Raw genomic sequence first — 20,564 nt, 5'->3', positions numbered from 1 at the left:
TATGCTGCAGATTAATTATGAGGAACACTGATTTATAAAAATCAGTGTTCTTTTTACTTGTGCTTAATTTGGTGCCATATGGGTCGATAAATATTAAGAGTGTTACTTTTCAGTAAAGGGTCGGACCACTTAGGCAGAAGGGGGTAAGCGTATGGCATATATGGAAGCATTATCAGGAGAAGATTTACGGCCTGACGTAGAGTCCGGGATGTTCATTGTCGAACTCGGGAGTCAGAAAGTTTTCTGGTCACAGGGAACTCTTAAGACGGTGAAGGGGCCGGGGTATGGTGATAGCATCGAAGACTATTTTGCCTGTACGTTGCATGAAGATGATGCTGCCCGCTTCAAAGGTGACTATGACAAGATTGCGGACGGTACATTTTGCAGCAGTGCGAATCTGTATCGTATGAGAAATCAGTACGGCTATTATCAGTATATGGGGGTCAGGCTGTGGCCCGTAGCAGATGCTTCGTCGGACGTTATATATCTGGCGGGTATGATAAGCGAAGCGGATTACTACAATATAATTGACCCTGTCACTGCGCTCCCTAATAATTATAGTTTCAGGAAATTTTTATATGATAAAGTGAAAGAAGATGGCTGCTGGGCTGTCATTATGCTAGGAATCGATGATTTTTCAAATATAAATGAACTTTTTTCCTACTCTACTGGAGATCTGCTTCTACAAGACTGCGCCCGCCGGATACAGAAGCTTCTTCCGGAAAAAGCCAACCTGTTCCGGCTGGACGGGGATGGCTTTGGCATCGTAATGCCGGACTGTGACGAGGATGACGTAAAAGAGTGGTACATGAGATTGAAGAAGAGCTGTATCGCAGAAAAATTCAGCGCTGCAGAGTATAAGTTTCTCCTGACCATATCAGGGGGCGCCTGCTGCTTTCCAAAGGACGGGAAAGATTTTGAAACGCTCTACCGCAATGCGGGCAAAGCGCTTCAGACTTCCAAGAAGAGCGGAAAAAACTGTCTGGTAGTATACAGTGAAGACCTGGCAGAAAAGGACAAGAGGCATGCGTCGCTTCTGACAGCGCTGAGGGAGTCCGTCGTGTTGGGGTTCAAAGGGTTCTATATGGTATACCAGCCGATTGTGACGGCACAGGATCAGCAGCTGGTAGGCTGTGAAGCACTGCTGAGGTGGGACAATCCTGATTTTCCACAGGAGGAAGAGATATCTCCGGTAGAATTTATTCCCATTTTGGAGGAGAACGGACTGATGCTGGAGATGGGCAGGTGGGTGCTGGAAACAGCCATCCGCCAGTGCGCCGAGTGGTGCAGATACAAAGCGGATTTTCAGATGAACATCAACGTATCGAGCCTTCAGTTTGAAGTGCCGTCTTTCAAATTCCTTCTGATGGATATGCTCACCGACTACCGGGTAAATCCTGCAAACATAACGCTGGAGCTGACTGAGAGTGGAAAAGTGAAAGATCCGGTTGTTCTTAGCAAACAGTTTGACTTTATCAGGGCTCAGGGTGTACATATAGCTTTGGATGATTTTGGGACGGGATACTCTTCACTGGAAGTCCTGCGGCTTTTGAGCGCAGATGAACTGAAAATAGACCGGTCATTTTTAGAGCGCATATCCTACAATGTAACGGACCAGGCACTTCTCTCCACGCTCGTCAATCTGAGCCGGAACATGAACATGGAAGTATGTGTGGAAGGAATCGAGAACAGCAAGATGGAGGAACACGTCTGCCGTCTGAACCCGGATCTTCTCCAGGGATATTTCTACAGCCTTCCTCTGAGGGCGAAAGACTTTGAAGCAAAGTATTTTACAGGCCTTGAAGCTTACACATATACGATAGCGGAACGTTCCAGACCGGAACACAGCCAGAGTCTTGTCTATGCATCTTTCCGGCCGGCTCAGCCGATGAAGGCCCAGGAGATGATTGACAGCGCCTATGCAGGAATCTTCCAGGTCGGCATAGATGAAGAATTCTCTCTGCTCACATGTAACGAGGGATACAGGCGCATGCTCGGCTATACGGCCCAGGAGATGGAGAAGAGATTTAAAAACCATGCCCTTGGGCTCGTACACCCAGACGATATCGAATATGTGAATGAAGAGATCCGCAGGCAGCTTGGGGAGAGCGATACCGTTACGATAGAATTCCGGGTCGTCCGCAAAGACGGCAGGTCCATCTGGATAGTCGGGACGGGCAACGTATACCGCGGAGCCGACGGTACGTCAAGCCTTGTGGTAGTCATCATCAATAATGACGCGAACAAGCGCAGGCAGATTACCAGGGAAAACGAATACACGGCAGCGGAAAAGATACTGGCCAATCTTCCTACGGGAGTCAAATGTGTCAGGTTCGATGCGGATTTCACGATAGACTATATCTCAAAGAGCATGTTGAACCTTACGGGATATTCAAGGGACGATATCGTCCAGTTATTTGACAACAAATATATCAACTTGATTTATGAGGAAGACAGGGCACTGGTAACAAATGATATTCTTGAACAGCTGAAAGTCAGCAACATCGTCACGATGAAATATCGTTCTCCATGCAAGGATGGCCGGCTCATCTGGCTTGAAACGATATCAAGGCTCTGTGAAGCAGATGAAGATGGAATACAGCGGGCTTACTCTATGGTGATGGATATCACAGATAACGGGGAAAAGAAGGCAGATACCGAACAGGGCCTGAATATATCAAACCGATATGAAATGGTTGCCGAGCAGCTCGGGGAATATTATATGGAATATGATTTTGCCAGTGACAAGCTGGCCTTCTCTGATAATTTTAACCGTATCTTCGGGTTCGAGGGAAAGATATCGTTACCGGAAGTGATGGCCAGAGTACATGAGGAAGATATCGCCGGGCTGATGGAAGGGATAGCGGAGGCAAAGAACGGGATACGTCCTGACCCTGTAGAGCTGCGACTGCTCAATCCGGGCAAGACATACCGCTGGCTGTCAGTCACGATGACAGTACCGGAAAAGTTTGGCGACAAGCCGATGACGGTACTGGCAAAGATTACGGATATAGATGAAGAAAAAAGAGAACTGGAGCAGCTGCGCATCAAGTCACAGAGAGACTCCACGACGAACCTGCTCAATAAAGCCGCTACGGAAGAGCGGATACGGGCAGTCCTCGACAATGCATGTGACGGGGAATGCTATGTGTTCTTCATGATTGATGTAGACCATTTTAAAAAGGTGAATGATACGTATGGACATTTCACCGGAGATGCAGTCCTGCACAGCCTGGCGCAGCGAATTCAAACATGTTTCCGAAAAGAGGATATCATCGGGAGGGTAGGCGGCGATGAATTTCTGGCCTTCATGTCTTACAGCGGAGAGGTCCGGGAAGTGGTATCCAAGGCAGAAGCCCTGGTAGAAAAGCTCCATCAGCCGATGGGCATCGATGAAGAGACCGTAACGGCTACGGTCAGCATCGGGGCTTCCTGCTACCCCGAAGACGGCAGAGATTTCTACGACTTGTACCGAAGGGCCGACAGCGCCCTTTACCGAAGAAAGTCAATGAACCGCGACGGTTTCTGCCTCGCGGCCCGGTTTGAACCACCGGCGGAGTGACAGGCAAAAAATAATAAATCCAGCGAATAGACGGCGGAGGATATAGTATATAATATATCCCCCGCTTTTTGCTTGCATGAATTATCATTAACTTAATGAACTGCCAATGTTCCATTAGGCATAGAATAATACGCTGATCTTGAGGGCATGTTAGTAATAAAAATGCGGAAAAAAGTAAAAGACTAATAATTCTGATGAATTAAAAAAATGTAATAAAAAGTCTAACATTATGTATCGCATGGTGTATAATGAAGTTAAATAATGGAAATTGCGATAGGGGTCAGACCCCTGCTGCGCTGGGGGTCTGACCCCTATGAAAATGGAGGGATTTGTATGCTGGAGAAGTTGGATTTATCAAAATCATTGAGCAAGTCTGAATATAGGGACAAGATGTTGGAATTAGAGCCAAAACTTGGAAAGCTACAGCGGGAGTGCCGGGAGCTTGGCATTCCTGTCATGATTGCTTTTGAAGGTTACGGTGCGGCCGGCAAGGGGGTTCAGATTGGCGAGCTCATTCAGGCTTTGGATCCGAGGGGCTTTGAAGTGCATGCGGTGAAGAATGAGACGGAGGAAGAGCGGATGCACCCGTTCATGTGGAGATTCTGGACAAAGATGCCATCGAGAGGGCGGATTGCAATCTATGACAGCACATGGTACCGAAAGGTGCTTATCGACCGGTTCGACAAGAAGACGAAGAAGAAGGACCTGTCCGCAGCCTATGATTCGATCTGTTCTTTTGAGCAGCAGCTGACGGACGACGGCATGGTTCTGATCAAAATATTCCTGGCTATAGATAAGAAGGAACAGAAGAAGCGATTCAAAAAGCTGCTGGAGTCTAAAGAGACGGCGTGGAGAGTCAGCCAGGGAGACAGAAGGCGCAACAAGGATTTTGCGCGGTATGAAAAGATGAACGAAGATATGCTTGCCCGGACCGACACGGACTACGCGCCATGGAATATCGTGGAGGCGACAGACCGCCGGTTTGCCGCGGCAAAAATATATTCGATTGTAATCCAGGCGTTGTCAGAGCGTATCGACTGTGTGAAAAAAGAGAGAGAAGAAAGAGAAAATGTCAAGGTATACACGGCAGAAGACCTCCAGGAGCTGTCGGGGGAAGAGGCGGAAAAGGATAAGAAGCTCGGCGAATCCATACTGGCAAAGGCAGACTTAAGTCTCTCATATAGTAAAGAAGAGTATAAGAAGAGACTGGATAAGCTGCAGGATAAGATGTCGAAGCTGCACGGAGAACTGTACCGGAGGAGGATACCGGTCGTACTTGGATTTGAAGGATGGGACGCAGGAGGGAAAGGCGGCGCAATCAAACGGCTGACAGCCAAGATGGATCCGAGAGGATATGTTGTCCGTCCGACGGCATCGCCTAATGATATCGAAAAGGCCCACCATTATCTGTGGCGGTTCTGGACCGCTATGCCGAAAGCGGGGCACGTAGCCATATTCGACCGTACCTGGTACGGAAGGGTGATGGTAGAACGTATCGAAGGCTTCTGTACAAGAGGAGAGTGGCAGAGAGCCTATAAAGAAATCAATGATATGGAAAAGGACCTGACAGATGCAGGAGCCATCGTAATGAAATTCTGGATGCAGATCGATAAAGAGGAACAGGAGCGCAGATTCAAAGCCCGCCAGGAGAATCCGGAAAAACAGTGGAAGATCACGGATGAAGACTGGAGGAACCGGGAGAAGTGGGACCAGTATGAAGAGGCGGTCAATGAGATGCTCATACGTACATCCACGGCTAAGGCCCCATGGATAGTCGTGGAAGGAAACTGCAAGTATTATGCAAGAATCAAAGTTATAGAGACGGTGGTGGACGCGATAGAAAAGCGTCTGGAAGCGGAAAAGAGGGATGATAGATGAGAAACCATGAGGTGACGGAAATACAGCCCTTGCTGACAGAAGACGGCTCTCTGAGAGAGCCCGGGTGGTCGAAGAGTCTCGTACAGCAGTATGACAGGCGCCAGATAAAGGCGCCCAGGTTCAGGATTAAGGAATGGGACTACTATCTTGTGCTGAACGAAGATTTCGCAGGGGCGTTTACCATATCAGATGACGGCTATATCGGACTGCAGTCCGTCTCGCTGCTGAATTTTAAGGAAGGGTGGGAACATACAGAGACGATACTGAATGCATTTCCGATGGGAAGATTAGCCCTGCCTGCCACTTCAGAGTCAGGCGATACCGTATACAGGGACCGGCGCCTGCAGATGAGATTTACGGTCAGTGAAGGGCAGCGCCGCATCACGTGCCGCTTTGAGAACTTTTATAATGGAAAGCCCTTCTCATGCGATATCCTGCTCCATCAGCCCGACATGGACACGATGGTGATTGCGACACCGTGGAAACATAAGAAGACGGCATTCTACTATAACCAGAAGATCAACTGCATGAAAGCAGAAGGAACCATGCATTATGATGGGAAAACTTATACGTTCCGTCCAAAGTCCGACTACGGAACGCTCGACTGGGGCCGGGGCGTGTGGACATATGACAACCGGTGGTACTGGGGATCCGGCAATGCCACGGTTGACGGGGCGCCCTTTGGGTTCAATATCGGATACGGGTTTGGAGATACTTCGGCAGCTTCCGAAAATATGTTATTTTACGGCGGCAGGTGTCATAAATTAGATGATGTGACCTTCCATATTCCGGAGGACAGCTATATGAAGCCGTGGACATTCACGTCGAGCGACGGACGGTTCGAGATGGACTTTGAACCGGTTCTTGACAGGGCGGCCAGGACATCAGCCCTCGTCATCGTGACAGATCAGCATCAGGTGTTCGGTAAAATGAGCGGACGTGCGGTACTGGACGACGGAAAAGTGATAGAAGTAAAAGATATGATGTGTTTTGCAGAAGATGTACATAACAGGTATTAGAAGGGCGGAGGATTGAGGATGACAATCAGGGAACAGCTGGAACGAAGGGAAATCGAATACTTGAGTCCATATGCCACACTGAGCAAGGATTCCCAGGGGAGGAAGAAAGAAGAGGAAGAATGTGACATCCGGCCTGTATTCCAGCGGGACAGAGACAGGATACTGCACTGCAAGGCGTTCCGGAGGCTGAAACAGAAGACGCAGGTGTTCCTGCTTCCGAAAGGGGACCACTACCGTACGCGGCTTACCCATACGCTGGAAGTCTCGCAGAATGCCAGGACAGTGGCCAAAGCGCTGCGTCTGAACGAAGATCTGGTGGAGGCCATCGCATTGGGCCATGATCTTGGGCATACGCCGTTCGGCCATGCGGGAGAGCGGGCGCTTAATGATGTGAACCCAGACGGGTTCCGCCACAACGAACAGAGTGTCAGAGTAGTAGAATGCCTGGAAAAGCAGGGGGAAGGCCTGAACCTTACGTGGGAGGTCCTAGACGGAATACGGAACCATAAGTCCAGTGGCAGCCCCCACACGTTGGAGGGGCAGATCGTACAGCTGTCGGATAAGATTGCCTATATCAACCATGACATAGACGATGCCGTACGCGGAGGCATCCTGAAGGAGGAAGATATTCCTGCCAGATACACGGATATACTGGGCAATACGACCAAAGTAAGGCTCGATACGATGATTCACAATGTCATCACCAACAGCATGGACCAGCCCAAGATCAGCATGTCGCAGGAGGTGCGGGAAGCTACGCTCGGACTCCGAAGGTTTATGTTTGAGAACGTATATCAGAATCCTGCTGCCAAGGGAGAAGAGGTCAAGGCGATTAATATGATTACCAACTTGTATGAGTATTATATAAGGCATGTGGAACTTCTGCCCGGGCAGTATCTGTCCATGATGGATGTAAACGGGGCTGGCAAAGAACAGATCGTGTGTGATTACATTGCAGGAATGACGGATACATACGCAGTTAAGAAGTTTGAAGAATTTTTTGTACCGGAATCTTGGAAAATTTAAAGGAAATCAAATAGTTTTGTCGAATACTATATATGAGGACATTTTTACCCGGAGCAGTATAAATGTATCTGCTCCGGGTATCTCAGCGTAGATATAGGAGGGACGATGTATTATTCAGATGATCTGATTGAAGAAGTGAGAGCAAAAAATGACATAGTAGATGTGATTTCAGGTTATGTGAAACTGCAGAAAAAAGGAAGTTCCTATTTTGGATTATGTCCGTTTCATAATGAAAAGTCGCCGTCATTCTCGGTCAGCAGGCAGAAGCAGATGTATTACTGCTTCGGATGCGGGGCCGGAGGTAACGTCTTTACGTTCATAATGGAATATGAAAATTATACCTTCGTGGAAGCGCTTCGTTATCTGGCGGAACGCGCGGGCGTCGAACTGCCGGAGCAGGACGATTCCGAGGAGGCGAAGAAGAAGGCGGGGGTGAGGGCGACTCTGCTGGAAATCAATAAGCTGGCGGCCCAGTTCTATTACGCGCAGCTGAAGGACGCAAGAGGGGAGCACGCGTTAGACTATCTGAAACGCCGGGAGCTGAGCGACGACACGATACGCGCTTTCGGGCTCGGGTATTCCGGCAAGTCCGGGAAGGAACTGTACAGGTACTTGAAGTCTAAAGGCTACTCGGACGACATATTGTTTAAGGCGGGACTGATTGCGTTTAATGAAAGAAGCGGTCCATATGACAAGTTCTGGAACCGTGTCATGTTTCCGATTATGGACGCCAACAGCAAGGTCATCGGATTCGGCGGCCGTGTGATGGGTGACGGACAGCCTAAGTATCTCAACTCTCCGGAGACAATGATATTTGACAAGAGCAGAAACCTGTATGGCCTCAATCGGGCAAGGACCTTCCGGAAACCGTACTTCCTGCTCTGCGAGGGATATATGGATGTGATATCGCTGCACCAGGCCGGATTCGGCAATGCGGTAGCCTCGCTCGGAACAGCGCTTACTTCAGGACATGCCTCGCTGATACGAAGGTATGTGGAAGAAGTCTATCTGACCTATGACAGTGATGAGGCGGGCACGAAAGCGGCACTCAGAGCTGCGCCGATTCTAAAAGAGGCCGGAATCACTGCGAGGGTCATCCGTATGGAACCGTACAAAGATCCGGACGAGTTCATCAAGAACCTGGGAGCGGAGGCTTTCGAAGAGCGGATCGGCAAGGCACGGAATGGATTCATGTTCGGCCTGGAAGTTCTGGAGAAGCAGTATGACATGAAGTCGCCGGAAGGCAAGACAGAATTCATGCGGGCGGCAGCCACAAGGCTTACAGAGTTTGACGAGGAGATTGAAAGGAATAATTACATAGAAGCAGTAGCGGGCGTATATCACGTCGGCTATGAAGATTTGAGAAAGCTGGTCGGGAAGATGGCAGTCCAAAAAGGGCTGGCAAAGCCTGTCGTCAGGGCCAAGACAGCGTCCGGTCGTGAGAAGGAGAACGGGATTGTCAAATCCCAGAAGATACTGCTTACATGGCTGATTGAGGAAGAGAGCATCTTCCGGCAGATTGAAAAGTATATCAAGCCTACGGATTTCTCAGGAGAGCTGTACCGGGAGGTGGCACACCTTCTGTATGACCAGTATGATGCAGGGGAAGTGAATCCTGCAAAGCTTATGAATCATTTTACGGATGAGGAAGAGCACCGGGAGGTTGCAGGACTGTTCCACACGAAGATCAAAGAGCTTTCAACGGCTGCTGAGCAGGAGAAAGCACTGAAGGAAACGGTAATACGGGTCAAGAGCCACAGCATCGAGGAAGCTACACGGAACCTGGAACCTACGGATATCCAGGGACTACAACGGTTGATGGAAGACAAAAGAGCCCTGCAGGACCTTGAAAAACTGCATATTTCTATCAATTAAGGATAAAATATAAACAAGCAATGAGAGGATGGACACTACATGGAAGAAAACACAGTGAAATTTGAGGAGAAATTAAAAGAGCTGGTATCTCTTGGAAAAAAGAAGAAAAGTATTCTGGAACTTCAGGAGATCAACGATTTCTTCTCTGACATGGAACTTGAATCTGAACAGATGGAACGAGTGTTTGAGCACCTGGAAGCAAACAATATCGACGTGCTGCGTATCAGCGGAGATGATGATGATATCGACGATGCGGATATCATCATCTCCGAAGAAGATGAGGTTGATGTCGAGAAAATAGATCTCTCTGTTCCGGACGGTATCAGCATAGAAGATCCAGTCCGCATGTACCTGAAAGAAATCGGCAAAGTTCCGCTTCTTACGGCGGATGAGGAAGTCGACCTTGCAAAACGGATGGCAGACGGGGACGAGGAGGCCAAAAAGAGGCTGGCAGAGGCCAACCTTCGCCTTGTAGTCAGTATCGCCAAACGTTATGTAGGGCGCGGGATGCTGTTTCTTGACCTGATTCAGGAAGGGAACCTTGGACTGATCAAAGCGGTAGAAAAGTTTGACTATCATAAAGGGTTTAAGTTCAGTACGTATGCCACATGGTGGATCCGACAGGCGATAACAAGAGCCATTGCCGACCAGGCAAGGACAATCCGGATTCCGGTCCATATGGTAGAGACGATCAACAAGCTGATTCGTGTGTCCAGACAATTGCTGCAGGAACTGGGAAGGGAACCTACGCCGGAAGAGATTGCGGCTGAACTGGACATGCCGGTAGAGAGAGTGAGGGAGATTCTTAAGATCTCTCAGGAGCCGGTATCGCTTGAGACGCCGATTGGTGAGGAAGAAGACAGCCATCTCGGCGACTTTATACAGGATGACAACGTACCTGTACCAGCAGAGGCGGCAGCTCAGACACTTTTGAAAGAGCAGCTTGATGAGGTGCTGGATACATTGACGGAGAGGGAACAGAAGGTGCTCCGCCTGAGATTCGGCATGAATGATGGACGGGCCCGCACGCTGGAGGAAGTCGGCAAGGAATTTGACGTCACGAGGGAACGGATCCGCCAGATTGAGGCGAAAGCGCTCAGAAAGCTGCGTCATCCGAGCCGCAGCAGAAAACTTAGAGATTATCTGGATTAAGGAAGAGGCGCCTATGGAACTATCAAAAAGACTGCGTGCAGTAGCCGGTCTTGTGACAGAGGGCGCCTCTGTCGCAGACATCGGAACCGACCACGGGTATATTCCGATCTATCTTATCATGACCGGTACCGCCAGGAAGGCAATCGCTTCGGATATCAATGCAGGACCCCTTGAGAGAGCCAGGATACATATTCAGGAGAACGGCATGACCGGCCAGATTGAGACGAGGCGTTCGGACGGGCTGAAGGCTATCAGGCCCGGCGAGGCAGATACGATGATAGCAGCCGGAATGGGCGGGGGGCTAATCATCAAGATTCTGGACGAAGGAAAAGACGTGACCGGGCAGATGAAAGAGCTGATTCTTCAGCCACAATCTGAGATTAAGAGGGTGCGGAGCTATCTGATTGACCATGGCTTTTCCATAGAGGAAGAAGATATGGTGGAGGAAGAAGGAAAGTTCTATCCTATGATGAGGGCCGTACACGGTACCGCAGGTGCATATACGGAGGTTGAGCTGCTCTATGGGAAGCGGCTGCTACGACAGCGGCATCCCGTATTAAAGGAATATCTGCTAAGAGAGAAGCGTATAAAGAAGGATATAGCTGCCCGTCTGGATGACGGCAAGAGCGTGCGCTCCAGAGAGCGCGAAAGCGAGATTGAAAAGGAGCTTCGCCTTATAGAAGAGGCGCTTGGCCGCTACCGATAGCAGAGAGGAAGGATATGATATGCTTTGTCAGGAAATTATTAGTATCATAGAGAAGAGCTATCCCGAAAAGTATGCCCTTGACTGGGATAATGTAGGGCTGCTTGCGGGCAGGGATGACAAGGAAGTAGAGCGCGTCTATATAGCTCTGGATGCGACGGATGAGGTCGTTGAAGCTGCGGTGGAGCGGGGGGCGGATATGCTTATCACCCATCATCCGCTCATATTCGGTGCGCTAAAGCAGGTGACGAACCGTAATTTTATCGGACGCCGCATTATCAAAATGCTGCAGAACGACATATCTTATTATGCGATGCATACGAATTATGATGTGCTCGGCATGGCGGACCTGTCCGGGAAGTTGCTCCATCTTTCTGACGCCAAAGTGCTGGAAGTGACCTGGGATGACGGATGCCAGGAAGGAATCGGCAGAGTGGCAGATTTAGAAGAAGCCATAACGCTGGCAGAATGTGCCGCGGCAGTTAAAGACAGCTTCAATCCGGGACCGGTCAAGGTATTTGGAGACCTTGCCTGCAAGGTAAAGCGCATCGCCATATCGCCGGGAGCGGGAAAGAGCATGATTAAGGCGGCGCTCGAAAAGAAAGCGGACGTACTTGTCACGGGAGATATCGACCATCATACGGGCATTGACGCGGTGGCGGACGGGCTCTGCATTATAGATGCCGGACATTACGGAGTGGAACATATCTTTGTCGAGGATATGAAGAGATATCTGGAAGAGAATGCCCCGGGCATAGAAGTAACTGCCGCGCCCATCCGGCATCCGTTCGTAATCATTTGACCTTAGTGCACCGATGCCGCAGGCCGGATGCCAGGAGAAGGAGGAAGATATGGATAAAGAATTGTACAGCGTACAGATAGGGGATGAGATCAGGCGCTACGAGGATGGGACTACATATGAGCAGATAGCCCGTGAATACCAGAAGGACTATCCTTATGACATAGTGCTTATATTTGTGAACGGACGGCTTCAGGAGCTTTACAAGCCGTTGAAGTCCGACTGTGTCGTCAGCTTTGTGACGACGGCGGATAATATCGGTCACAAGACGTATAAGAGAAGCATGAGCCTCATGCTTGTCAAGGCTGTTTATGACGTGGCCAACCATGAAGCCATCGACAAGGTAAGAATCCATTATGCGGTGAGCAAGGGGTATTACTGTACGATAGAAGGAAACATAGAACTGAACGAGGAATTTCTGGGTAAAGTAGAAGCGCGGATGTACGAGATGGTAGAGATGGATATGCCGATTCAGAAGAGAAGCATCCATACGGACGATGCCGTGGCGCTGTTCCGCCAGCACGGAATGCGGGACAAGGAGCGTCTGTTTGAATACCGCAGAGTGTCGAAGGTCAACATATACAGCATGAATGAATTTGAGGACTATTACTACGGATACATGGTGCCAAGCGCCGGCTATCTGAAGTATTTTAAGCTGTACCTGTTTGATGAAGGATTCGTAATCCAGATGCCGGTGGAAGAGGCGCCGGATATCGTGCCCCCGTTCGAGCCGCAGAATAAATTGTTCCAGGTGCTCAAGGAGTCCACAAAGTGGGGCGATATGCAGGGCATCGAGACGGTCGGGGCGCTGAATGACAAGATAACGAAGAGCGATGTGCGGGAAGTCGTGCTCGTGCAGGAAGCCATGCAGGAGAAGAAGATTGCAGAGATCGCCTCAGAGATAGCCGGGCGTCCGGAGATTAAATTTGTCCTGATCGCTGGCCCGTCCTCTTCCGGAAAAACGACATTCTCACACAGGCTTTCCATCCAGCTTCGGGCTAACGGGCTCGTTCCACATCCGATAGCCGTGGACAATTATTTTGTGGAGCGGGAAGACAATCCGAAGGATGCGGCCGGGAATTATGATTTCGAGTGCCTTGAGGCTGTGGACGTAGACTTGTTTAACAGACAGCTCCGTGAACTGACGGAAGGAAAAGAAGTCATCATACCGAACTTCAACTTCGTAACGGGGCACAAGGAGTATACGAACAAGCCGAAGAAGCTCGGAGAGAACGACGTGCTTGTAATCGAAGGGATCCACTGCCTGAATCCGAAGCTGACAGAACAGCTTGCAGATGAAAACAAATATAAGATATATATCAGCGGGCTGACCCAGCTGAATATCGATGAACACAACCGGATACCGACCACTGACGGAAGGCTGATCCGGAGGATCGTCCGGGATGCGAGGACCCGCGGCTCATCCGCCAGAAGGACCATCAGCATGTGGCCGTCCGTGAGAAGGGGAGAGGAGCGGAACATATTCCCGTTCCAGGAGGAAGCGGACGTGATGTTCAATTCTGCCCTCATCTATGAGCTTGCAGTCCTGAAGCCCTATGTGGAAGCCCTTCTGTTCGGCATCGAGAAAGACTGCGTGGAATATATAGAGGCAAAAAGGCTGCTGAAGTTCCTCGATTATTTTGTGGGGATCGGAAGTGAATATGTGCCGACAAATTCCCTGCTCAGAGAATTCATCGGCGGAGGCTGCTTCAACGTGTAAGGAAATGGGGGCAGGACGGCGGAGGGAGAACTACAGCTTCATGTCGTCCGGCAGGGGAGAGATGAATTCCATCTTTTTCCCCGTGATGGGATGTGAAAATGTGAGCCGGTGGGAGTGGAGCGCCTGCCGGCTTATTACCGTATAGTCAGGGTGATACAGGAAATCACCCGGCAGGGGATGGCCGATATGCTTAAGGTGCACGCGGATCTGATGTGTGCGCCCGGTATCGAGCGTGACAGACAGGAGAGAATATCCGCTTCTGTAGTCGAGCCGTCTGTAATGTGTACAGGCGTATTCGCCGCCGGATACATCCACGCAGCGTTCGATGGTAGATCCGGTAAGGCGGGCGATAGGGGCGGTGATGGTTCCCAATGCCGGGGTCAGACCTTTGGCCAGAGCCAGGTATTCACGAACGATGTGCTTTTCTCTAATCATGGCTGACAGCAGAGAGGCGCTCAGCATATGTTTCGCAACGATGAGAAGCCCGCTCGTATTCTTATCCAGACGGTTGATACAGCGGTAGGTAAAGGAGATACCCTGCAAGCGGTAATAGCAGACGAGGGCATTAGCCAGCGTGTTGTCGTGATTGCCATGGGACGGGTGGATGGGCATTCCTGCCGGCTTGTCAATGACGAGGATATCTTCGTCTTCATACATAATATGCAAGGGAAGGGGAACCGGCAGTATGCCGGAGGAACCTTCCTTTTCCTGTATGGTCACCGTAAGCCTGTCCCCTTCCGTAAGCGTATCCCCGGTCCTGGCCCATGCTCCATTGCGGCAGATGCCGTCCGGTGTCCGTTTCAGATGGGTGATTATGGTACGAGAATATCCCCGGCTTTTTAGAAAGCCGAGGATATCCGTTCCTTCATATTCTTTTGAAATGCTGTAGTCAAGTACCCGTTCCATGCTGCACCTCCAGCTACTTGGATTTTACTTCCCGCCACAGTTCATTATATATGGCGTCGTTCTCATCTCCGAGGAACCGGAATGTCTCACATCTGTCCAGATCCTTGGCAGGGGGGAAGGCTATCGGATTGTTCCGGAGCGATTCGTCCTCAATCAGCGCGCGTCCTCCCACATTCGGGGTGGAGTAGGTGATATAGTCGAAGTTCATCTTGGCGATATCCGGACGGCACAGGAAATTGATGAACGTTTCCGCATTTTCCTTGTGCTTGGCATTCTTAGGGATAACCCAGGAATCAACCCACACATTGGAACCTTCCTTCGGTATGACGTATTGAAGGTCCGGGTTCTCCCACTGGGTGTATATGGCCTCCCCGGAATAGATTACGCCGATGGCGGCCTCATTGCCGATCATCTTATCACGTACCTGGTCTATGACGTAAGCCTGCACGAGCGGCTTTTGTTCAATCAGAAGCTTCTTGGCTGCCTCCAGCTCATCCAGGTCCGTGGAGTTCAACGAGTAGCCGAGGTATTTCAACGTGATTCCGAAGGCATCGCGGACGCTGTCCTGCATCAATATGTTGTCCCTGTATCTTTCATCCCAGAGCACGCTCCAGCTGTCGATAGGTTCATCTACCATCGTCTTATTGTACAGTATACCAACGGTTCCCCATGTGTAAGGGACGGAATACTTGTTATCGGGGTCGAACTGGCGGGACATCTCCATATAGGTGTCACCAATCTCTTTTATATTTGGTATATTGGTGAAATCAATCTCAGCCAGCAGATCGTTTTCAATCATCCGCTGGATCATATAATCCGAAGGACAGACTACGTCGTAGGCAATCGCACCGGACTGTATCTTCGGATACATGATTTCATTTGTCTCAAATTCCTCATACACGACATCGATGCCGGTCTCTTCCTCAAACATGGCAATCGCGTCCGGATCAAGGTATTCTCCCCAATTATACACGATGACCTGGTTACCTCCGCCGTTGTCGGCCCTGGATCCGTAGAAGACGCCTCCGACGATGACCACCACGGCCATCATGACCGGTACGACTTTGCGGAAGAGGAGACGGCTTAACTTATGTCTGCGCCGCAGCTTTACCGGCCCTCGTCTGCGTCCCTGCTTCTCCTCAGGTGATATGTTTACAAGGATGAGCAGAAGAAGCACGGTGACAAACATGATTGTAGACAAGGCGTACATCTCCGGCTTGATCCCTTTTCGTACTTCGCTGTATATCTTCGTGGACAGGGTGTCTACCCCCGGACCTTTTGTAAAATGCGTGATGATGAAATCATCCAGCGACATCGTGAAGGCAAGTAGAAAGCCGGAGGACACCCCTGGAAGGATATCCGGAAATACGACCTTGAAAAATGCGTGGACAGGGGAGGCCCCGAGGTCCAGCGCCGCTTCATAGGTGCTCTTGTTCGTCTGCTTGAGCTTCGGCGTGACGCTTAATATGACATAAGGGATATTAAACGTTATATGCGCCAGCAGAATCGTAGAAAAACCGAGGGAGAAGCGGAACGCGATGAACAGAAGCATCAGCGAGATACCTGTCACGATATCCGCGTTCAGCATCGGTATGTTGGTGACCCCCATCATAAATGTGCGGAACCTGTTCTTAAGCGCCTGTATGCCGATTGCTGCGGCAGTTCCGATGACCGTCGCTATGAGAGCGGAGAGCAGCGCGATGATAAGCGTCGTATATAAGGCATTCATAATCTGGTCGTTGTGGAACAGCTCCACATACCATCTCGTTGTAAATCCTCCCCATTTGGAGCGCGACTTGGACTTGTTGAACGACAGTATCATCAAGGTTACGATCGGCGCGTATAGAAGAATCAGAATCAGGGTGAGATAGACCCTCTGTAATATACTCTTCATCAAAATGCTGTCCCCTCCCCGTCTTTGTCATATTTGGCGATAAGCGCCATGCTTATGATAATGAATACCATAAGTACAAGCGAAAGCCCGGAACCGACATGCCAGTTGCTTCCTTGCTTGAACTCCTGTTCGATGACATTACCAATGAGCAGTATCTTGCTTCCTCCGAGCAGGTCAGAGATGACAAATGTAGTAAGGGCCGGTACGAATACCATCGTAACCCCGCTTATGATGCCGGGTACGCTTAAGGGAAGGATGATACGCAGGAACGTCTGGACGCTGTTGGCGCCAAGGTCTCTGGCAGCGGCGATGATATCTTTGTCTATCTTGGACAGTACGTTATATATCGGCAGCACCATGAACGGCAGGAAATTATATACCATGCCCAGTACGATGGCATAGGGTGTATTGATAATATCCAGCGACGGAAGGTGCAGGAACTCGAGAACGACGTTGATGATGCCGTTCTTTTCCAGCAGGTTCTGCCATGCCAGCGTGCGCAGAAGGAAATTCATCCACATGGGAAGGATGAAGATCAGGACGATGAAGCTCTGCTGGTTCACTCCCAGATTCGTGAGTATCATGGAGAGCGGATAGGCGAGGATAAGGCAGAATACCGTGCTGATGAAAGAGAGCAGTAGCGCCAGCCCGAGCGCTTTCAGATTCTCCGGCGTGGTTATCCTGGCAATATTAAGAAACGTGAACCCTCCGTCTTTGTCTGTAAATCCATAGTACAAGATCATGAGCAGAGGTATGATGATAAAGGCAGCACACCAGAACATATAAGGTCCTGCCAGCAGCTGCTTCATTTTCTTATGTTTATTCTTCAATGGTAACCGCCTCCGCATCTTCAGATTCAGGTTTTTTCATTATCTGTATATCAAAAGGGTCCACCTGTATCCCCACTTCGGTACCTACTTCAACCATGTCCGTGCTGTGCACGAGCCACTCGAAGTTGTTGGCCGTCACTTCCATCTCGTAATGTACCCCCTTGAAGATCAGGTGGGTCACTACCCCTTCGATAATGCCGTCTTCCGGCTTCACAAGGTCAATGTCCTCAGGGCGGATGACGGCATCCACGGGCCTGTTCCTGCCAAAGCCCACGTCGACACATGGAAAGCAGGCTCCAAGTATTTTCACAAGCTTATCCTGGACCATCGTCGCGGGAAGTATATTGCTTTCTCCGATGAAGTCAGCGACGAAGGCATTCTTCGGTTCATTATATATGTCCTCCGGCGTACCAATCTGCTGGATGTAACCCTGGTTCATGACGACGATGGTATCGGACATGGTAAGTGCTTCCTCCTGGTCATGGGTGACATAGACGAATGTGATGCCAAGCTCATTCTTCAACCGGATAAGCTCATACTGCATATCCTGGCGCAGCTTCAAGTCGAGGGCGCCAAGAGGCTCGTCGAGAAGGAGTACTTTTGGTTCATTGACGATGGCCCGCGCGATGGCAATCCGCTGCTGCTGGCCGCCGCTTAAGGAATCGGGCGTACGATCCTCGAAGCCTTCCAGATTGACAAGCTTCAGGGCATAGCGGATCTTATCATTGATATAAGATTTTGTCTTACCTTTGATTTTCAGCCCGAAAGCGATATTTTCTGCAATCGTCATATTCGTAAAGAGCGCGTATTTCTGAAAGACCGTATTCAGCTGGCGCTTGTTTGGCGCAAGGTCGGTAATATTCTTTCCGTCAAAGATTACCTTTCCTGTATCAGGAGACTCGAACCCTCCGATAATCCTCAAAAGAGTCGTCTTACCACAGCCGCTCGGGCCGAGCAGCGTTAAGAATTCATTTTCCCTGATATAAAGGTTCAAGTCATCGAGCACTAGATTATCCCCGAAAGATTTAGATACATTTACAATATCGATTAATTTGTTTGACATAGCTTCCTCCTGATCCGTATATTTAAAAACTAGGCGGGGTACTCACCCATATGACAGATGCCCCTGTCGTTTTATTTCCTTCTATATAGTGTTCAGAGTGGGGCGTAAAGTAAAAGGCTTCTCCCTTCCTTGCGCTATATATCTTCTTGCCGATATGAATCTTGATGCTTCCCTTGAGCACGTAACCGAACTCTTCCCCCTCATGGGGGACGTCCAGGTAAGTGGAGCCGCCAGGCTCAAGCGTCAGACGGATTGGTTCCATCATATTCTTCTGTGCGTTCGGAATGATCCATTCCGTTTTATTCTTAAGCTCGGTATCTATCTTCTCAAAGTAATCCTCATCGTGGAAGACAATCTGTTCCTCCGTTTCCTCGCTGAAAAATTCATTGATTGTCGTACCCAGCACCTGCAGCAGGTCCACGAGCGTGGCGATGGAAGGAGAGGTGAGGTCTCTTTCGAGCTGCGAGATGAACCCTTTGGAAAGTTCGGCGCGGTCCGCCAGTTCTTCCTGTGTCAGGTCTTTGGCGATACGCAGTTCCTTTAGTTTTTTTCCGATATCCATGACTGTCCTCCGTAAATGATGGTTGTAAAAGTAAAAATAAACATAAAGTTTAGTATTTCTTAACTGGCATGCAAGGTATATTATACTATATCCGACAGAAAGTTCAACAATTTTTGGTAAATTTCTTGATGAAATAACAGGCTGACGGCGGAGAGGGCTTTGTAAGGCTGTCGGTCGATGGAAAGCAGCTGGCTGCAAGAAGAGCCGGAATCAGGTCAAGGATGTCATATCATATGATATCCTTTGCCTGATTCCGGCTCTTCTTGCATTCTTTCCGGCAAGTCTTAAATCTGCTGAACCTTTTACGAGCATGCTGGCGCATCCACTTTACTTACCCTTATTGCAGTAGAAGCGCTCCAGCCATTCCATACGTGCAGACATGTTGGCCATCAGCAGATCTGCCAGCGTGACCGCTACCATAGATTCGACGACTACCACCGCCCGGGGGACGATAACGGGATCATGACGACCGGTGATGGTGATCTCAGTATTGCTGCCTGACTTGTCGACGGTATCCTGCGGCCGGGCGATGGACGGGGTAGGCTTAACAGCCGCCCGCAGCAGGATAGTGCTTCCGTCACTCATGCCGCCCAGGATACCTCCCGAGTGGTTGGTCTTTTTCGTCACCTGTCCGTCCGCGGCATGGAAGGCGTCATTGTTCGTACTGCCCGTAGCAGCGGCGGCTCGAAACCCATCGCCTATTTCCACACCTTTTATGGCACCGATTGACATGACAGCTTTGGCCAGGCTGGCGTCCAGCTTGTCAAAGACGGTTTCCCCTATGCCTGCCGGCATCCCTGTTACCGTACATTCAATGATGCCGCCGGAGGAATCCAGATCTTTGATGCATTGTTCCAGGTAAGCGGCGGCCTTGGCGGCATAGTCGTTATTAGGCATATAGAGGGCATTTTCATGGATGCAGTCATAATTATATGCAGAACGGGGTACAGTAATAGCACCGATTGCGGCCGTATAGGCTGTGATACGTATACCGACAGAGGCAAGCAGGCGGGATGCGACAGCTCCGGCTGCCACCCTGCCGATCGTCTCCCGTCCGGAAGAACGTCCGCCACCCCGGTAATCCCGGATACCATACTTGCAGTCAAACGTATAATCCGCATGTCCGGGACGGTAGCAGTCCTTTATCTTACCGTAGTCCCGGGAGCGCTGGTCCTGGTTCTTGATGAGGAGCGAGATGGGCGTGCCGGTCGTCTTACCCTCAAATACGCCGGATAATATCTCTGCCTGATCGGTTTCCTTCCGTGCAGTGGTATACCGGCTCTGGCCCGGCCTGCGGCGGTCTAGGTAATCCTGGATGTCTGTATCGGTAAGAGGAAGCCCTGCCGGACAGCCGTCGATTACGACACCGACAGCCGGGCCGTGGGACTCTCCCCAGGTTGTGATTTTAAATAAGGTTCCGTATGTTGATCCTGCCATGATTTGTCTCCTTTGCTGTGTGATACATAATCCTATTATACCCGTAATCACTAAATCTTCAAGAATTCTTCAGCAATTTTTCACGAATTTGCACTGTACTTTTGACAGGCATCATATTATAATAGATGCGTGTGAATA

15 protein-coding genes are annotated in these 20,564 nt (G+C 49.9%); 9 read left to right on the top strand and 6 right to left on the bottom strand.

Features of this window, described 5'->3' with window-relative positions; genetic code table 11:
* The first annotated feature begins 151 nt into the window (after positions 1 to 151).
* The 9 genes from HJV72_RS15305 (at position 152) to HJV72_RS15265 (ending at position 13,734) form a co-directional block, all read left to right on the top strand.
* Positions 152 to 3,562: a diguanylate cyclase domain-containing protein gene (locus tag HJV72_RS15305; RefSeq protein WP_208072226.1), complete on the top strand. Its 3,411-nt coding sequence runs from the start codon at positions 152 to 154 to the stop codon at positions 3,560 to 3,562.
* 333 nt (positions 3,563 to 3,895) lie between these two features.
* A complete protein-coding gene (gene pap / locus HJV72_RS15300; RefSeq protein WP_208072224.1) occupies positions 3,896 to 5,440 on the top strand; it encodes a polyphosphate:AMP phosphotransferase in 1,545 nt (514 codons plus the stop codon).
* A complete protein-coding gene (locus HJV72_RS15295) occupies positions 5,437 to 6,459 on the top strand; it encodes a DUF2804 domain-containing protein (RefSeq protein ID WP_208072222.1) in 1,023 nt (340 codons plus the stop codon). The genes pap and HJV72_RS15295 overlap by 4 nt, the downstream gene beginning before the upstream one ends.
* Before the next feature lie 18 nt (positions 6,460 to 6,477).
* Positions 6,478 to 7,485: a deoxyguanosinetriphosphate triphosphohydrolase gene (locus HJV72_RS15290; RefSeq protein ID WP_208072220.1), complete on the top strand. Its 1,008-nt coding sequence runs from the start codon at positions 6,478 to 6,480 to the stop codon at positions 7,483 to 7,485.
* Between the two features lie 105 nt (positions 7,486 to 7,590).
* Positions 7,591 to 9,360, top strand: coding sequence for a DNA primase (gene dnaG / locus HJV72_RS15285; RefSeq protein WP_208072218.1), 1,770 nt, complete (start codon positions 7,591 to 7,593; stop codon positions 9,358 to 9,360).
* Positions 9,361 to 9,399: 39 nt separating this feature from the next.
* Positions 9,400 to 10,512, top strand: a complete 1,113-nt coding sequence (gene rpoD, locus HJV72_RS15280; RefSeq protein ID WP_006443915.1) for an RNA polymerase sigma factor RpoD — start codon at positions 9,400 to 9,402, stop codon at positions 10,510 to 10,512.
* A 13-nt stretch (positions 10,513 to 10,525) separates the two neighbouring features.
* Entirely contained in the window at positions 10,526 to 11,218 is a 693-nt protein-coding gene (locus tag HJV72_RS15275) for a tRNA (adenine(22)-N(1))-methyltransferase (protein ID WP_208072216.1), read from the top strand.
* Between the two features lie 19 nt (positions 11,219 to 11,237).
* The gene (locus HJV72_RS15270; protein WP_208072214.1) at positions 11,238 to 12,017 is read left to right on the top strand and encodes a Nif3-like dinuclear metal center hexameric protein; all 780 of its coding nucleotides are present in this window, start codon (positions 11,238 to 11,240) and stop codon (positions 12,015 to 12,017) included.
* A gap of 49 nt (positions 12,018 to 12,066) precedes the next feature.
* Positions 12,067 to 13,734 carry a nucleoside kinase gene (locus HJV72_RS15265; protein WP_208072212.1) on the top strand — a complete coding sequence of 556 codons (1,668 nt, stop codon included), beginning with the start codon at positions 12,067 to 12,069 and terminating at the stop codon, positions 13,732 to 13,734.
* A 30-nt stretch (positions 13,735 to 13,764) separates the two neighbouring features.
* Here the strand turns inward: HJV72_RS15265 and HJV72_RS15260 are convergent, their stop codons facing one another.
* The 6 genes from HJV72_RS15260 to aroC form a co-directional block, all read right to left on the bottom strand.
* The gene (locus HJV72_RS15260) at positions 13,765 to 14,640 is read right to left on the bottom strand and encodes an RluA family pseudouridine synthase (RefSeq protein ID WP_208072210.1); all 876 of its coding nucleotides are present in this window, start codon (positions 14,638 to 14,640) and stop codon (positions 13,765 to 13,767) included.
* Between the two features lie 13 nt (positions 14,641 to 14,653).
* Complete coding sequence (locus HJV72_RS15255) at positions 14,654 to 16,534, bottom strand: extracellular solute-binding protein (RefSeq protein ID WP_330619008.1); 1,881 nt, start codon at positions 16,532 to 16,534, stop codon at positions 14,654 to 14,656.
* Positions 16,534 to 17,382: an ABC transporter permease gene (locus HJV72_RS15250; protein WP_208072206.1), complete on the bottom strand. Its 849-nt coding sequence runs from the start codon at positions 17,380 to 17,382 to the stop codon at positions 16,534 to 16,536. The genes HJV72_RS15255 and HJV72_RS15250 overlap by 1 nt, the downstream gene beginning before the upstream one ends.
* Positions 17,354 to 18,427 carry an ABC transporter ATP-binding protein gene (locus HJV72_RS15245; RefSeq protein WP_208072204.1) on the bottom strand — a complete coding sequence of 358 codons (1,074 nt, stop codon included), beginning with the start codon at positions 18,425 to 18,427 and terminating at the stop codon, positions 17,354 to 17,356. The genes HJV72_RS15250 and HJV72_RS15245 overlap by 29 nt, the downstream gene beginning before the upstream one ends.
* A gap of 22 nt (positions 18,428 to 18,449) precedes the next feature.
* Positions 18,450 to 18,989: a helix-turn-helix domain-containing protein gene (locus HJV72_RS15240; protein WP_208072202.1), complete on the bottom strand. Its 540-nt coding sequence runs from the start codon at positions 18,987 to 18,989 to the stop codon at positions 18,450 to 18,452.
* Positions 18,990 to 19,316: 327 nt separating this feature from the next.
* A complete protein-coding gene (gene aroC / locus HJV72_RS15235; protein WP_208072200.1) occupies positions 19,317 to 20,426 on the bottom strand; it encodes a chorismate synthase in 1,110 nt (369 codons plus the stop codon).
* Positions 20,427 to 20,564: the final 138 nt, after the last annotated feature.

Origin of the sequence: Extibacter sp. GGCC_0201, assembly GCF_017566055.1 — a bacterium.
Classification (GTDB): domain Bacteria; phylum Bacillota; class Clostridia; order Lachnospirales; family Lachnospiraceae; genus Extibacter.
This window is presented reverse-complemented; position numbering and strand designations above follow the sequence as displayed.

Bases quoted from the DNA above. Each gene is read 5' to 3' on its own strand.
- HJV72_RS15290 (WP_208072220.1), top strand. From the start codon at position 6,478: ATGACAATCAGGGAACAGCTGGAACGAAGGGAAATCGAATACTTGAGT.
- HJV72_RS15240 (WP_208072202.1), bottom strand. From the start codon at position 18,989: ATGGATATCGGAAAAAAACTAAAGGAACTGCGTATCGCCAAAGACCTG.
- rpoD (WP_006443915.1), top strand. From the start codon at position 9,400: ATGGAAGAAAACACAGTGAAATTTGAGGAGAAATTAAAAGAGCTGGTA.
- aroC (WP_208072200.1), bottom strand. From the start codon at position 20,426: ATGGCAGGATCAACATACGGAACCTTATTTAAAATCACAACCTGGGGA.
- HJV72_RS15295 (WP_208072222.1), top strand. From the start codon at position 5,437: ATGAGAAACCATGAGGTGACGGAAATACAGCCCTTGCTGACAGAAGAC.
- HJV72_RS15270 (WP_208072214.1), top strand. From the start codon at position 11,238: ATGCTTTGTCAGGAAATTATTAGTATCATAGAGAAGAGCTATCCCGAA.
- HJV72_RS15250 (WP_208072206.1), bottom strand. From the start codon at position 17,382: ATGCGGAGGCGGTTACCATTGAAGAATAAACATAAGAAAATGAAGCAG.
- HJV72_RS15255 (WP_330619008.1), bottom strand. From the start codon at position 16,534: ATGAAGAGTATATTACAGAGGGTCTATCTCACCCTGATTCTGATTCTT.
- dnaG (WP_208072218.1), top strand. From the start codon at position 7,591: ATGTATTATTCAGATGATCTGATTGAAGAAGTGAGAGCAAAAAATGAC.
- HJV72_RS15260 (WP_208072210.1), bottom strand. From the start codon at position 14,640: ATGGAACGGGTACTTGACTACAGCATTTCAAAAGAATATGAAGGAACG.
- HJV72_RS15275 (WP_208072216.1), top strand. From the start codon at position 10,526: ATGGAACTATCAAAAAGACTGCGTGCAGTAGCCGGTCTTGTGACAGAG.
- HJV72_RS15305 (WP_208072226.1), top strand. From the start codon at position 152: ATGGCATATATGGAAGCATTATCAGGAGAAGATTTACGGCCTGACGTA.
- HJV72_RS15245 (WP_208072204.1), bottom strand. From the start codon at position 18,427: ATGTCAAACAAATTAATCGATATTGTAAATGTATCTAAATCTTTCGGG.
- HJV72_RS15265 (WP_208072212.1), top strand. From the start codon at position 12,067: ATGGATAAAGAATTGTACAGCGTACAGATAGGGGATGAGATCAGGCGC.
- pap (WP_208072224.1), top strand. From the start codon at position 3,896: ATGCTGGAGAAGTTGGATTTATCAAAATCATTGAGCAAGTCTGAATAT.